The sequence below is a fragment of the Serratia sp. CY27727 genome, from assembly GCF_052169275.1.
GTDB lineage: Bacteria > Pseudomonadota > Gammaproteobacteria > Enterobacterales > Enterobacteriaceae > Serratia > Serratia sarumanii.
Genome location: NZ_JBJNLB010000002.1, coordinates 119,132 through 132,870 on the forward strand (window position 1 = coordinate 119,132; position 13,739 = coordinate 132,870).

Annotated in this window: 13 protein-coding genes; 11 read left to right on the forward strand and 2 right to left on the reverse strand. The window is 63.0% G+C overall.

Annotation, left to right across the window (positions count from 1 at the left end):
• Positions 1–33 precede the first annotated feature (33 nt).
• The 3 genes from fadI (at position 34) to sixA (ending at position 4,380) form a co-directional block, all read left to right on the forward strand.
• Complete coding sequence (gene fadI, locus ACJ8HB_RS05485) at positions 34–1,347, forward strand: acetyl-CoA C-acyltransferase FadI (RefSeq protein ID WP_047571139.1); 1,314 nt, start codon at positions 34–36, stop codon at positions 1,345–1,347.
• The gene (gene fadJ / locus ACJ8HB_RS05490) at positions 1,344–3,509 is read left to right on the forward strand and encodes a fatty acid oxidation complex subunit alpha FadJ (RefSeq protein ID WP_047571141.1); all 2,166 of its coding nucleotides are present in this window, start codon (positions 1,344–1,346) and stop codon (positions 3,507–3,509) included. Before fadI ends, fadJ begins: the two co-directional genes overlap by 4 nt.
• A gap of 388 nt (positions 3,510–3,897) precedes the next feature.
• The gene (gene sixA / locus ACJ8HB_RS05495) at positions 3,898–4,380 is read left to right on the forward strand and encodes a phosphohistidine phosphatase SixA (RefSeq protein ID WP_004936230.1); all 483 of its coding nucleotides are present in this window, start codon (positions 3,898–3,900) and stop codon (positions 4,378–4,380) included.
• Positions 4,381–4,451: 71 nt separating this feature from the next.
• Here the strand turns inward: sixA and smrB are convergent, their stop codons facing one another.
• Positions 4,452–4,982 (reverse strand): endonuclease SmrB, encoded by a 531-nt coding sequence (gene smrB, locus ACJ8HB_RS05500; RefSeq protein WP_047571143.1) that lies wholly within the window; start codon positions 4,980–4,982, stop codon positions 4,452–4,454.
• Positions 4,983–5,152: 170 nt separating this feature from the next.
• On the opposite strand from smrB, the gene prmB reads away from it, so the two are divergent.
• From prmB to ACJ8HB_RS05530, 6 genes are all read left to right on the forward strand, one after another.
• Positions 5,153–6,085, forward strand: a complete 933-nt coding sequence (gene prmB / locus ACJ8HB_RS05505) for a 50S ribosomal protein L3 N(5)-glutamine methyltransferase (protein WP_033648158.1) — start codon at positions 5,153–5,155, stop codon at positions 6,083–6,085.
• Positions 6,086–6,150: 65 nt separating this feature from the next.
• Positions 6,151–7,236, forward strand: a complete 1,086-nt coding sequence (aroC, locus tag ACJ8HB_RS05510) for a chorismate synthase (protein ID WP_033635387.1) — start codon at positions 6,151–6,153, stop codon at positions 7,234–7,236.
• Positions 7,237–7,241: 5 nt separating this feature from the next.
• Complete coding sequence (gene mepA / locus ACJ8HB_RS05515; RefSeq protein WP_047571145.1) at positions 7,242–8,069, forward strand: penicillin-insensitive murein endopeptidase; 828 nt, start codon at positions 7,242–7,244, stop codon at positions 8,067–8,069.
• A 3-nt stretch (positions 8,070–8,072) separates the two neighbouring features.
• Positions 8,073–8,879 (forward strand): sulfite exporter TauE/SafE family protein, encoded by an 807-nt coding sequence (locus ACJ8HB_RS05520; RefSeq protein WP_047571147.1) that lies wholly within the window; start codon positions 8,073–8,075, stop codon positions 8,877–8,879.
• An 80-nt stretch (positions 8,880–8,959) separates the two neighbouring features.
• Positions 8,960–9,517, forward strand: a complete 558-nt coding sequence (locus ACJ8HB_RS05525; RefSeq protein ID WP_047571149.1) for an elongation factor P hydroxylase — start codon at positions 8,960–8,962, stop codon at positions 9,515–9,517.
• Positions 9,518–9,549: 32 nt separating this feature from the next.
• Positions 9,550–9,831 carry a YfcL family protein gene (locus ACJ8HB_RS05530; RefSeq protein ID WP_016926855.1) on the forward strand — a complete coding sequence of 94 codons (282 nt, stop codon included), beginning with the start codon at positions 9,550–9,552 and terminating at the stop codon, positions 9,829–9,831.
• 41 nt (positions 9,832–9,872) lie between these two features.
• Here the strand turns inward: ACJ8HB_RS05530 and mnmC are convergent, their stop codons facing one another.
• Complete coding sequence (gene mnmC / locus ACJ8HB_RS05535; RefSeq protein WP_047571757.1) at positions 9,873–11,894, reverse strand: bifunctional tRNA (5-methylaminomethyl-2-thiouridine)(34)-methyltransferase MnmD/FAD-dependent 5-carboxymethylaminomethyl-2-thiouridine(34) oxidoreductase MnmC; 2,022 nt, start codon at positions 11,892–11,894, stop codon at positions 9,873–9,875.
• A 170-nt stretch (positions 11,895–12,064) separates the two neighbouring features.
• On the opposite strand from mnmC, the gene fabB reads away from it, so the two are divergent.
• Both fabB and ACJ8HB_RS05545 read left to right on the forward strand, forming a co-directional pair.
• Entirely contained in the window at positions 12,065–13,285 is a 1,221-nt protein-coding gene (fabB, locus tag ACJ8HB_RS05540) for a beta-ketoacyl-ACP synthase I (protein WP_041036107.1), read from the forward strand.
• A 212-nt stretch (positions 13,286–13,497) separates the two neighbouring features.
• Positions 13,498–13,719 carry a hypothetical protein gene (locus ACJ8HB_RS05545; protein WP_004936201.1) on the forward strand — a complete coding sequence of 74 codons (222 nt, stop codon included), beginning with the start codon at positions 13,498–13,500 and terminating at the stop codon, positions 13,717–13,719.
• Positions 13,720–13,739: the final 20 nt, after the last annotated feature.

Below are 13,739 nucleotides of genomic sequence, written 5' to 3' on the forward strand. Positions count from 1 at the left end.
ATTGCGCTGACGTTATTTTCTTCAGGAGCATTTATGAGTAAGGCACTGCCGTTGGTGACCCGTCATGGTGACCGCATTGCGATTGTGAATGGACTGCGTACCCCCTTTGCCAAACAGGCGACTGCCTATCACGGCATTCCGGCGGTGGATTTAGGGAAAACGGCGGTGAGCGAGCTGTTGGCGCGCAGCGGCATCGATCCGGCGCTTATCGAACAACTGGTGTTCGGCCAGGTGGTGCAAATGCCCGAGGCGCCGAACATCGCGCGTGAAATCGTGCTCGGCACCGGCATGAGCGTCCATACCGACGCCTACAGCGTGTCGCGCGCCTGCGCCACCAGCTTCCAGGCGATCGCCAACGTGGCGGAGAGCATCATGGCCGGCAGCATCAGCGTCGGCATCGCCGGCGGGGCGGATTCTTCTTCCGTCTTGCCGATCGGCGTCAGCAAGGCGCTGGCGCGCACGCTGGTGGACGTCAACAAGGCGCGCACACTGTCGCAGCGCCTCAAACTGTTCAGCCGGCTGAAATTCCGCGATCTGATGCCGGTGCCGCCGGCGGTGGCGGAGTATTCCACCGGCCTGCGCATGGGCGATACCGCCGAGCAGATGGCGAAGAGCCACGGCATCACCCGCGAGGCGCAGGATGCGCTGGCGCACCGTTCCCACGAGCTGGCGGCCAAGGCCTGGCGGGAAGGGTGGCTGCGCGACGAGGTGATGACCGCCTATGTGCCGCCTTACCGCGCGCAGCTTTCTGAAGACAACAACATCCGTAAAGATTCCAGCCTGGCTTCCTACGCCAAGCTGAAGCCGGCGTTCGATCGCAAGCATGGCAGCGTCACCGCGGCTAACAGCACGCCGCTGACCGACGGCGCGGCGGCGGTGCTGATGATGAGCGAATCGCGCGCCAAAGAGCTGGGGCTGCAGCCGCTGGGCTATTTGCGCAGCTTCGCCTTCGCCGCCATCGACGTGTGGGAAGACATGCTGCTGGGGCCTTCCTACGCTACGCCGCTGGCGCTGGATCGCGCCGGCATCGGTCTGGCCGATCTGACGCTCATCGACATGCATGAAGCCTTCGCCGCGCAAACGCTGGCCAACCTGAAGATGTTCGCCAGCGAAGAGTTCGCCCGTGAGAAGCTTGGCCGCAGCCAGGCGATCGGTGAGGTGGACATGGACAAATTCAACGTCTTGGGCGGTTCCATCGCCTATGGCCACCCGTTCGCCGCCACCGGCGCGCGCATGATCACCCAGACGCTGCATGAGCTGAAACGCCGCGGCGGCGGGCTGGGCCTGACCACCGCCTGCGCCGCCGGCGGGTTAGGGGCCGCGATGATCGTGGAGGTGGAAGGATGAGCTTCGAAAACGCATTGCATGAACAGCGCGCCAAACCGTCGGCCTTTCAGCTGACGATTCGCCCCGACAACATCGGCGTGATCACCATCGACGTGCCGGGCGACAAGGTGAACACGCTCAAGGCCGAGTTCGTCGAACAGGTGAACGACGTGCTGATCCGGGCGCAACAGCATACCGCGTTGGAAGGGTTGGTGATCGTTTCCGGCAAGCCGGACTCGTTTATCGCCGGCGCCGACATCACCATGATCGCCGCCTGCACCAGCGCCAAAGAGGCGGAAACGCTGGCCAAGAAAGGGCAGAGCACGCTGGCGCAGATCGCTGCGTTCCCGGTGCCGGTAGTGGCGGCCATTCACGGCGCCTGCCTGGGCGGTGGGCTGGAACTGGCGCTGGCCTGCCACGGCCGCGTCTGTTCGCTGGATGACAAAACCGCGCTCGGGCTGCCGGAAGTGCAGCTGGGCCTGCTGCCGGGCTCCGGCGGTACGCAGCGCCTGCCGCGCCTGATCGGCGCCGCCAAGGCGCTGGACATGATCCTGACCGGCAAGCACATTCGCGCCCGTCAGGCGCTGCGCATGGGGTTGGTGGACGACGCCGTGCCGCAGTCGATTCTGTTGCAGACCGCCATCGAGCGGGTGAAGCAGGGCTGGAAACATCAGCGCGAGCTGCCGTGGCAGGATCGCCTGCTCAACGGCCCGCTGGGCAGAAATCTGCTGTTCAGCATCGTGCGCAAGAAAACGTTGGCGAAAACCCACGGCAACTACCCGGCGGCGGAGCGCATCATTCAGGTGGTGCGCACCGGGCTGGATCACGGCAGCGCCAGCGGCTATGAGGCCGAAGCGCGCGCCTTCGGCGAACTGGCGATGACGCCGCAGTCGGCGGCGCTGCGCAGCCTGTTCTTCGCTTCCACCGCGCTGAAAAAGGAGCGGGGCGGCAATGCCCAGCCGCACGCCCTGCATCGCGTCGGCATTCTCGGCGGCGGCCTGATGGGCGGCGGCATCGCCTGCGTCACCGCCACCCGCGGCGGATTGCCGGTTCGCATCAAAGACATCAATGAAACCGGTATCAACCATGCGCTGAAATACAGCTGGGACGTGCTCGGCAAGCGGGTGCGCCGCAAGCGCATGCGCCCGGTGGAACGGCAAAAGCAGATGATGCTGATCTCCGGCTCTACCGATTACACCGGCTTTGAACAGGTGGATATCGTGGTCGAGGCGGTGTTCGAAGATCTGGCGCTGAAGCAGCAGATGGTGGCCGAGGTAGAAGCCAACTGCGCGCCGCATACCGTGTTCGCCTCCAATACTTCCTCGCTGCCTATCGGCCGCATCGCCGAAAAGGCCCAGCGGCCGCAGCAGGTGATCGGCCTGCACTACTTCAGCCCGGTGGACAAGATGCCGCTGGTGGAAGTGATCCCGCACGCCGGCACCAGCGAAGAGACCATCGCCACCACCGTGGCGTTGGCGCACAAGCAGGGCAAGACCGCCATCGTGGTGGGCGACAGCGCCGGTTTTTATGTCAACCGCATCCTGGCACCGTACATCAACGAAGCGGCGCGCTGCCTGCTGGAAGGCGAGCCGATTGAGTCGCTGGACAAGGCGCTGGTGGACTTCGGTTTCCCGGTCGGCCCGATCACCCTGCTGGATGAAGTGGGCATCGACGTCGGCACCAAGATCATTCCCGTGCTGGTCGAGGCGCTGGGGCCCCGCTTCGCCGCGCCTGCCGCGTTCGATGCGGTGCTGAAAGACGGGCGCAAAGGGCGCAAGAACGGCCGCGGTTTCTATCTCTACCCGAGCGAAGGGCAGCAGCGGCAGCGGCGCAAACGTGCGGATACCTCATTGTATACGCTGCTCGGCGTCACGCCGAAGGCGCACATGCTGCCGGCGAGCGTCGCTCAGCGCTGCGTGATGATGATGCTGAACGAAGCGGCACGCTGCCTGGACGAAGGCGTGATCCGCAGCGCGCGCGATGGCGACATCGGCGCGGTGTTCGGCATCGGCTTCCCGCCGTTCCTCGGCGGCCCGTTCCGCTATATGGACGAGCTTGGCGCCGAGAAAGTGGTGAAGACGCTGGACTACCTGCGTCAGCAGCACGGCGAGCATTTCGCCCCGTGCGAACGCCTGCAGCGCATGGCGCAGCAGGGCGAGCGCTTTTACCCGCTGGGGAGCTGAACGCAGGGCGGCCCGATTTGCACTATAGTTGCAACAGGGCCGCGTTGTGATCGCCATCACTCCTTGCAACAGCGTCAGCCGGTGAGGCTGTACAGCGAGGCTGCGGCAGCGGTAAGTTAGCTTGACCGCCATCAATAAATTTCATGGCGGAAAGGTTAAAATTTAACCCGTTGAATTGATTGTTCTGTGAGCAATCGAGGTTTGCCCGGGGAGAATTGCTGTAAAAAACAGCGTTTTCTTTAAGCAAACTTTCAGGCAAAATGCCCGGCCGCCATAAAGAGACGGCGCGTTATCGTTTTAAAGCTTTGGCTTTGGGTTGTAAAACTCGGCGGTACAGCACGCACGGCGTTTCTGTATAGCGTTACTTTGTCAACAACAGCGGTGCAATATGCAAGTTTTGATTATGCGTCACGGAGAGGCGGCGCTCGAGGCAGCCAGCGATGCGGTAAGGCCCCTTACCCTGTGCGGCCGCGACGAGTCCCGTCAGATGGCGGCCTGGTTGAACACCAAGTCTGTGGATATTGAACGCGTGCTGGTCAGCCCCTATCTGCGGGCCGAACAGACGCTGGCGACGGTGCGTGAAGCCTTGACGCTGCCGGAGGGCGAAGAAGTGCTGCCCGAGCTGACGCCGGGCGGCAACGCCGAACAGGTCGGCAGCTATCTGCAGGCGCTGGCGATGCAAGGGGTGAGCTCGGTGCTGATCGTGTCGCACCTGCCGCTGGTGGGCTATCTGGTGGCCGAACTGTGCCCAGGCGAGTGCCCGCCGATGTTCGCGACCTCGGCGATTGCCAACGTCGATCTGCCGGCGGACGGCAGCTACGGCAAGTTTGAATGGCAGGTCAGCCCGTCGCAGGTGATGGCCAAAGTGTGAACCGCGGATGCGGTGCGGAATAAACTCAGGGCGATGTCTGACATCGCCCTGAGTCGTTTCTGCGGCGGGGGCTACTCGGCCAGCTCCACCAACAGCAGGATGGCGGCGTTGCCGCCCCATTCCTTCGGCGCCTGATGAAACGCCAGCACGTCGGGATGCTGCGCCAGCCACAGCGGCGTTTGCTGTTTGAGAATGTGCTTGCCGTGCCCGTGCATCACGCAGGCGCAGTGCACGTGTTCGCGTTTGCAGGCGGCGACCAGCGCCCCCAGTTCCTGCTTGGCCTGCAGCTGGGTCAGGCCGTGCAAATCGAGAAACAGCTCCGGCGAGTAATCGCCGCGTCGCAGCTTCTTCAGCTCATACGGGCTGCTGCCGGGGCGCACGTAGCGCGTCGGGCCTTCTTCTTCCAGCTGCGGCTGGTATTCATCTGAAAAATAATAGCTGGCATCGACCTGCTCCTGCAGCAGCCGCTGCGGGGCAATCTGTTTGACCTTGGGCTTCGGCGGGCGGTGGACGATGGTGTCCTGGCGCAGCTTTTTCGCGCCCGCCACCGACTCTCTGAAGAGCTGTTGTTCGTCTTGGCTCAGAGGGGGCTTGTTCTTCATGCTTCATTCACCGGAAATCGTTTATTTCGCTAGTTTACCTTGTGAATGAGCGCTGTCGACGCAAAACTCGGGCCAGAGTGAAAAGCGCGAGGGGTAAGCGTGATTTGTCGCGGGCTTCATGGCAAACTATGCGGCTAAATCATGAAACACAGCGCCTGCCGGAGGGCAAATTGGACAAAATTTTCGTCGACGAAGCAGTGAACGAACTGCACACCATTCAAGATATGCTGCGCTGGACGGTAAGCCGTTTCAACGCCGCCAATATCTATTATGGTCACGGAACCGATAATCCGTGGGACGAAGCGGTGCAATTGGTGCTGCCAAGCCTGTTCCTGCCGTTGGATATTCCGGAGGACATGCACACCGCCCGTCTGACCTCCAGCGAGCGCCATCGCATCGTTGAGCGTGTGATCCGCCGCGTCAACGAGCGCATCCCGGTCGCCTACCTGACCAACAAGGCCTGGTTCTGCGGCATGGAATTCTACGTCGACGAGCGCGTGCTGGTGCCGCGTTCGCCGATCGGCGAGCTGATCAACGATCGCTTCAGCGCGCTGATCCCACACCCGCCACGCCATATCCTCGACATGTGCACCGGCAGCGGCTGTATCGCCATCGCCTGCGGCTACGCTTTCCCGGAGGCGGAAGTGGACGCGGTGGACATCTCCAGCGAGGTGCTGGCGGTGACCGAGCGCAACATTCAGGCGCACGGCGTCGAACACCAGGTGATCCCGATCCGTTCCGATCTGTTCCGCGACGTTCCCGCGATCCAGTATGATCTGATCGTCACCAACCCGCCGTACGTCGATGCGGAAGACATGTCCGATCTGCCGCAGGAGTTCCGCTTTGAGCCGGAGCTGGGCCTGGCGGCGGGCAGCGACGGCCTGAAGCTGGTGCGCCGCATCCTGGCCTGCGCGCCGGACTACCTGACCGACGACGGCGTGCTGATTTGTGAAGTGGGCAACAGCATGGTACACCTGATGGATCAATATCCGGACATTCCGTTCACCTGGCTGGAGTTCGAAAACGGCGGCGACGGCGTGTTCATGCTGACCAAACAGCAGCTGGTGGATTGCAAGGAACACTTCAGCCTCTACCGCAGCTAAACCGCATTTCCAGGGCCCGCACGGCGGGCCTCATAACGATAAAAGACTAACGGTAAGGAGCCGTGATGGCAGGAAACAGTATTGGGCAGATTTTCCGCGTCACCACCTTCGGTGAATCTCACGGGGTGGCGCTGGGTTGTATCGTCGACGGCGTGCCGCCCGGCATCCCGCTCACCGAAGCCGATTTGCAACACGATCTGGACCGCCGTCGTCCGGGCACCTCGCGTTACACCACCCAGCGTCGCGAACCGGATCAGGTGCGCATTCTCTCCGGCGTATTCGAAGGCGTGACTACCGGCACCAGCATCGGTCTGATCATTGAAAACACCGATCAGCGCTCGCAAGACTACAGCGCCATCAAAGACGTGTTCCGCCCGGGGCATGCCGACTACACCTACGAACAGAAATACGGCCTGCGCGATTACCGCGGCGGCGGCCGCTCTTCGGCGCGTGAAACCGCCATGCGCGTTGCGGCGGGCGCTATCGCCAAGAAATACCTGCAGCAGAAGTTCGGCGTGCAGGTGCGCGGCTATCTGGCGCAGATCGGCGACGTGACCTGCGAGCTGAAAGACTGGGATCAGGTTGAGCAGAATCCGTTCTTCTGCCCGGATCCGGACAAGCTGGAAGCGCTGGACGAACTGATGCGCGCGCTGAAAAAAGAGGGCGACTCCATCGGCGCCAAGGTCAGCGTGATTGCTGAAAATGTGCCGGTTGGCCTGGGCGAGCCGGTGTTTGACCGCCTCGACGCCGATCTGGCGCACGCGCTGATGAGCATCAACGCGGTGAAAGGCGTGGAGATCGGCGACGGGTTTGCCGTGGTGACCAAGCGCGGCAGCGAAAACCGCGATGAAATCACCCCGGAAGGCTTCCAGAGCAACCATGCCGGCGGCATTCTCGGCGGTATCAGCAGCGGCCAACCGGTGGTGGCGCATCTGGCGCTGAAGCCGACCTCCAGCATCATGGTGCCGGGCCGCACCATCAATCGCCAGGGCGAAGCGGTGGAAATGGTCACCCGCGGCCGCCACGATCCGTGCGTGGGTATCCGCGCCGTGCCGATCGCCGAAGCGATGATGGCGATCGTGCTGATGGATCACCTGCTGCGCCAGCGTGCGCAAAACGGTGATGTGGTTTCCGACGTGCCGCGCTGGTAATCGCCATGAGAAACTGGATGTTGGGCCTGGTGGCCCTGACGGCCTCCGCCTCCGCCATGGCGCTGACGCCGTGGCAGAAAATCGATCATCCGGTGGCCGGCGCGCCGCAGGCGGTGGGCGGTTTCGCCAACGGCTGCGTCATCGGCGCCCAGCCGTTGCCGCTGAACTCACCGAACTACCAGGTGATGCGTACCGACCAGCGCCGTTATTTCGGCCACCCGGATCTGTTGGCGTTCATTCAGCGCCTCAGCAGCCAGGCGAATCAGAAAGCGCTGGGCACGGTGCTGATCGGCGATATGGCGATGCCGGCTGGCGGGCGCTTCAGCAGCGGCCACGCCAGCCACCAGTCGGGGCTCGACGTCGACATCTGGCTGCAGCTGCCGCGTCAACGCTGGAGCGCGCAGCAGCTGCTGAAGCCGCAGCCGATCGATCTGGTGTCAGGGGACGGCAAGCAGGTAGTGGCGCGCCAATGGCAGCCGCAGATCGAGTCGCTGATCAAGCTGGCGGCGCAGGATGCGGACGTGACGCGCATCTTCGTCAACCCGGCCATCAAACAGCGCCTGTGCCTGGACGCCGGCGCCGATCGCGCCTGGTTGCACAAGGTGCGCCCGTGGTTCGGCCATCGCGCGCACATGCACGTGCGCCTGCGTTGCCCGGCCGACAGCCTTGAATGTAAAGAGCAGGATACGCCGCCGCCGGGCGACGGCTGCGGCGCCGAACTGGCGAGCTGGTTCGTGCCGCATCAACCGAACGCCAAACCGGGCAAACCGGTGCCGCCGCCGTTACCGCCGACCTGTCAGGCATTGCTGGATCACCATTTCTCAGCGGAATAACACATGGACTGGTTCGTCATCGGCCCCGAGATGCTCGGGGTGTTGTTTGCAGTAGCGCTGCTGGCGGGGTTTATCGACTCCATCGCCGGCGGTGGCGGGTTGCTGACGGTGCCGGCCCTGCTGGCGGTGGGGGTTCCCCCGGCGCAGGCGCTGGCGACCAACAAACTGCAGTCGGTCGGCGGTTCCTTCTCCGCCAGCCTGTACTTTATTCGTCGGCGTGCGGTGAACCTCAACGATCAAAAGCTGACGATCGTTCTGACGCTGATCGGTTCGATCATCGGCGCCATTCTGGTGCAGCATATGCGCGCCGATGTGTTGCGGCAGATGTTGCCGCTGCTGGTGATCGGCATCGGCCTCTACTTCCTGCTGATGCCGCGGCTGGGTGAGGAAGATCGTCAGCGCCGTCTCAGCGCCTTGCCGTTCGGGCTGGTGGCCGGCGGCTGCGTCGGGTTTTACGACGGCTTCTTCGGCCCCGGCGCCGGATCTTTTTACGCGCTGGCTTATGTGACGCTGTGCGGTTTCAACCTTGCCAAGTCCACGGCGCACGCCAAGGTGCTTAACTTCACCTCCAACGTCGGCGGGTTGGCGCTGTTCATCATCGGCGGCAAGGTGGTGTGGAGCATCGGTCTGGTGATGCTGGTGGGTCAGGTGCTGGGGGCGCGTTTAGGCGCCCACATGGTGCTGACCCGCGGGCAGAAGCTGATTCGGCCGATGATCGTGATAGTCTCGCTGGTGATGAGCCTCAAGCTGCTGTACGACAATCACGGCGCGGAAATTCAGCAGTGGTTGAGCGCCCTGGTGCACGGTTAAAGATGAAGAGAGGGCGCTGCTTACGCGCCCTGTCTTATCGGGTATAATGGCCTCTTTATTTTTGTGGTTATAGAGTTTTTATGTCAGACACGCAGACCTGCCATCACTATGAGCAACTGATCGAGATCTTCAATCAATGCTTCAGCGATGACTACAACACCCGCCTGGTGAAGGGCGACGACGAGCCGATCTACCTGCCGGCCGACGACGAATTGCCGTATCACCGCATCGTATTTGCCCACGGCTTCTACGCCAGCGGCCTGCACGAAATCTCGCACTGGTGCATCGCCGGCGAAGCGCGCCGCCAACGGGTGGACTTCGGTTACTGGTATTGCCCGGACGGGCGCGACGCGCAAACCCAGAGTGAATTCGAAGCGGTGGAGATCAAACCGCAGGCGCTGGAATGGATGTTCTGCGTGGCGGCCGGTTTCCCGTTTAACGTCAGCTGCGACAACCTGAACGGCGACTGCGAGCCGGATCGCATTGCGTTCCAGCGCAAGGTGCGCGACCGGGTATTGACGCTGCTGGAGCAGGGAATACCCACACGGCCTGCGCGCTTTATTCAGGCGTTGCAATCGTTCTACAATACGCCACCGTTGGCGGCCGAGCATTTTCCGTATCCGGAAGATCTCAACTGACGCCACAGCCCGTTATTTAATGAGGAAATTTGATGATCGCAGAATTCGAAGCGCGCATTTTGGCGCTGATTGATGACATGGTAGAGCACGCCAGCGATGATGAACTGTTTGCCGGTGGCTACCTGCGCGGTCATCTGACGCTGGCGGTGGCCGAAGCGGAAGAGCAGGGCGAGCACACTGCCGAAGCGCTGAAAGCGCGGGTGGAAGAGAGCCTGCACAAAGCGATTGCCGCCGGGGAACTCTCGCCGCCGGATCAGATCCTGGTGCGCGGCATGTGGGAAAACCTTTATCAGGCCGCTACCCCTGCCGCCTGACCGCCATGCCGGGGCGCGCCGCCGCGCCCCTCATTCATGAATTAAACCGCACGTCCTTTCAGCAGCTTCCGCACCCACATCCGATTTGGATTCAACGCCGCCAGCAGGCGCGCATCGCCCGGCAGCGGTTCGCCGAACAGCTGCGCCGCCAGAATTTCCGCCGCCAGCGGCGCCGAGCACAGCCCGCGCGATCCCAACCCGCCGATAGCGAACAGGCCGGGATAAACCGGCGCATCGGCGACGGTTTCGCCGCGCTGGTTTCGCCGCTGCAAATCCTGATACTGCGTCACCGTGGCCTGATAGTCCGGTAGCGCGCCGACCATCGGCAGATGATCGCGGGTGGCGCTGCGCACGCCGCAGCGCGCCTGATGAGCGCTGACGTCCACCTGCTGCGGCCAGGCCTGCTCCGGCAGGCAGCGCAGCAGGTGGACGCGGTTTTCCTGTTGCTCCTGCTCGCGGTAGTCGGTGGCGGTGTCGCCGCGCTGGTAGCTGGCGCCGATGCAGTGCTGGCCGTTGTTGGCGTTGACCGGCGTCAGGTAGCCGTCGTAGCACAACACCTGCTTCAGTTGACCGAGGGCCGGCGAGGTTGGGATGTGCGACACCTGCCCGCGCACCGCATACAGCGGCAGGGCTTGCGTCGGCGCCAGCTCGGCCAACCGGTGGCCGTTGGCCAGGATCACCGTCGCATGGCGGCGGCTTTCGCCGTGGGCGAAATCGATGCGCCAGCCGTTTTTTTCACGCGCCAGCGCCAGCGCATCGTGCCGGTAGCGGCAGACCAGACCCTGTCGCTGCGCCAGCGCGATAGCGCCGCGCGTCAGCTCGGCCGGGCAGAGCCAGCCGCCCTGCGGGTAGGTGATGCCGCCAAAGCCGGTATCGACGCCGCACAGTTCGCTGAGCGTCTCGCGGTCGGCTGCCGCCGCCAGCGCTGGCGGCCAGTCTGTTTTCAGCATATTGGCGATCTTGGCGCCGCTCTTTTCGTCGTAGGCCAGCTGGCTGACGCCGCACCACTGGTGATCAAAGGCGACGCCTTGTTGCATCAGGGCGTCGTATTGGCGGCGGGCGAAGGGAAACGCGGCGCTGAAGAAACTCTCCAGCGCGTCGCCGCTGCCGTTCAGCAGGGGGTAAATCGCCCCCTGACGGTTGCCGGATGCGCCCTCGGCCGGCTGCTCGTCGGCGCAGTACAGCGTGACGGTGGCGCCGCGCCGCAATAGGGCCAACGCGGTGAGCGCGCTGGCGACGCCGCCGCCGATCAGAGCGATGTCGGCGGTGTTGTCCGCCGCCGGACGCCGATACCAGGGCGCCGGGTGGGGCGTGGGCTGCGCATCGGCCGGCAGACTGCCGGCGAGCATCTCACGCTTTTGGCCGAAGCCTTTGCAACGGTTGACCTGAAAACCGGCCTGTTGCAAGCCGCGGCGCACGAAGCCGGCGGCGGTAAAGGTGGCGAAGCTGCCTTCCGGCCGGGCGAAACGCGCCATGGCGGCGAACAGTTGCTCGGTCCACATGTCGGGATTTTTGGCCGGTGCGAAGCCGTCGAGGAACCAGGCGTCGACCTGGTTATTCATGCTGGCGTCGAACTGCGGCAGCAGCTCGTTGACGTCGCCGAACCACAGATCGAGCGTAATGCGGCCTTCGGCCAACAGCAGGCGATGGCAGCCCGGCAGCGGCAGCGGCCATTGGGCGCGCAGCTCATCGGCATAGGGAGCCAGTTCCGGCCAGCGCGCATGCGCCGCCGCCAGATCGGCCTGCTGCAGGGGGAATTTCTCGAAGCTGATAAAGTGCAGGCGTTGCAGCGCGGCGTCCGGCTCGGCCTGGCGGAAGCCCGCGAAGGCCTGCCACAGCGTAAGGAAATTGAGCCCGGTGCCGAAGCCGGTTTCTGCCACCACCAGCAGCGGGCGCGGGTGAGTGGCGAAACGCTGCGGCAGCCGGTTGCCGTGCAGAAAGACATAGCGGGTTTCTTCCAGCCCATCCTGATTGGAAAAATAGACGTCATCAAACTGTTTCGAAACAGGTGTACCCTGTTCGTTCCAGGTTAGCGTTGCGGTTTGGATGGGGGCGTGGTTCACGGTCAATAGCTCGAAATTCAAGGGATGCCGCGAATTCTAACGGCGCTGGCGCCCTGGCGCAAACTGGACAACAATAAAGCTGAAAAACGCTGATCGGACTTGTTCGGCTTACATCTGTACGCTAAAGTGCGATGCAAAATCCCGTAGGTAAATAGTGGAAGAGGTATTGAATGAAACGTGCAGTGATTACTGGCCTGGGAGTTGTCTCCAGCATTGGTAATAACCAGCAGGAGGTCCTGGCGAGCCTGCAGGAAGGACGTTCTGGGATCACTTTCTCCCAGGAACTGAAAGATTCCGGCATGCGTAGTCACGTATGGGGGCAAGTTAAGCTCGACACAACCGGCCTGATCGACCGCAAGGCGGTGCGTTTCATGAGCGATGCTTCCATCTATGCCTTCCTGGCGATGCAAGAAGCGATCGCTTCTTCCGGCCTGAAGGAAGAAGAGTATCAAAACAACCCGCGCGTGGGCCTGATCGCCGGTTCCGGCGGCGGTTCCCCGCGCTTCCAGGTGTTCGGCGCCGATGCGATGCGCAGCCCGCGCGGCCTGAAAGCGGTTGGCCCGTACGTGGTCACCAAAGCCATGGCTTCCGGCGTTTCCGCCTGCCTGGCTACGCCGTTCAAAATCCACGGCGTGAACTACTCCATCAGCTCCGCTTGCGCGACCTCCGCACACTGCATCGGTAACGCGGTTGAGCAAATCCAGCTGGGCAAACAGGACATCGTGTTCGCCGGCGGCGGCGAAGAGCTGTGCTGGGAAATGGCCTGCGAGTTCGACGCGATGGGCGCGCTGTCCACCAAGTACAACGACACGCCGGAAAAAGCCTCCCGTACTTACGACGCCGATCGTGACGGTTTCGTCATCGCCGGCGGCGGCGGTATGGTGGTGGTTGAAGAACTGGAACACGCGCTGGCGCGCGGTGCGCACATCTACGCGGAAATCGTTGGCTACGGCGCAACGTCTGACGGCGCCGACATGGTAGCGCCATCGGGCGAAGGCGCGGTGCGTTGCATGAAGATGGCGATGCAGGATCTGGATGCGCCGATCGACTACATCAACGTGCACGGCACCTCCACGCCGGTGGGCGACGTGAAAGAGCTGGGCGCGATTCGCGAAGTGTTCGGCGACAATACCCCGGCTATCTCCTCCACCAAGGCGATGACCGGTCACTCGCTGGGCGCCGCAGGCGTGCAGGAAGCGATCTACAGCCTGCTGATGCTGGAGCACGGCTTTATCGCGCCGAGCATCAACATCGACACTCTGGATGAGCAGGCGGCCGGCATGAACATCGTGACTCAGCCGACTCAGCGCGAGCTGACCACCGTGATGTCCAACAGCTTCGGCTTCGGCGGCACCAACGCCACCCTGGTGATGCGCAAACTGGCGAAATAATCCCGCCTGAGTCTCACCTCGCTATCAAGCCCGCGTTTTCGCGGGCTTTTTACTGGCCGAAGCCCGCCGGCCGGGCGCTCGGAGTTTTCCCAAATCACATCCCCTGACACATCATTACCTCGCCATTACACGCGTTGGGCATACAATAGCCGGGTAGCGTGATTATCGCTCGGCGTAGTTTTCCAAAGTGATCGAACATTGAGGCACGAAGTATGAAAAAGTTAATTGCGGTTGGGTTACTGTCGGCCGTGTTGGCCGGATGCGCCACCGATTCTCCCTGCGTGCCGGTCTACGATGACCAGGGGCGCCTGGTGCACACCAACACCTGCATGAAGGGCACCACTCAGGATAACTGGGAAACCGCGGGTGCGATCGCCGGCGGCGCGGCGGCGGTTGCCGGCCTGACTCTCGGCATCATCGCGCTGACCAAGTGATCGGCGCAGCGCCTGCGGGC

Excerpts from the sequence above, each read along its gene's own strand:
- mepA (WP_047571145.1), top strand. The coding sequence starts at position 7,242 with ATGAGAAACTGGATGTTGGGCCTGGTGGCCCTGACGGCCTCCGCCTCC.
- ACJ8HB_RS05530 (WP_016926855.1), top strand. The coding sequence starts at position 9,550 with ATGATCGCAGAATTCGAAGCGCGCATTTTGGCGCTGATTGATGACATG.
- ACJ8HB_RS05545 (WP_004936201.1), top strand. The coding sequence starts at position 13,498 with ATGAAAAAGTTAATTGCGGTTGGGTTACTGTCGGCCGTGTTGGCCGGA.
- smrB (WP_047571143.1), bottom strand. The coding sequence starts at position 4,982 with ATGAAGAACAAGCCCCCTCTGAGCCAAGACGAACAACAGCTCTTCAGA.
- ACJ8HB_RS05525 (WP_047571149.1), top strand. The coding sequence starts at position 8,960 with ATGTCAGACACGCAGACCTGCCATCACTATGAGCAACTGATCGAGATC.
- fabB (WP_041036107.1), top strand. The coding sequence starts at position 12,065 with ATGAAACGTGCAGTGATTACTGGCCTGGGAGTTGTCTCCAGCATTGGT.
- fadJ (WP_047571141.1), top strand. The coding sequence starts at position 1,344 with ATGAGCTTCGAAAACGCATTGCATGAACAGCGCGCCAAACCGTCGGCC.
- sixA (WP_004936230.1), top strand. The coding sequence starts at position 3,898 with ATGCAAGTTTTGATTATGCGTCACGGAGAGGCGGCGCTCGAGGCAGCC.
- aroC (WP_033635387.1), top strand. The coding sequence starts at position 6,151 with ATGGCAGGAAACAGTATTGGGCAGATTTTCCGCGTCACCACCTTCGGT.
- ACJ8HB_RS05520 (WP_047571147.1), top strand. The coding sequence starts at position 8,073 with ATGGACTGGTTCGTCATCGGCCCCGAGATGCTCGGGGTGTTGTTTGCA.
- fadI (WP_047571139.1), top strand. The coding sequence starts at position 34 with ATGAGTAAGGCACTGCCGTTGGTGACCCGTCATGGTGACCGCATTGCG.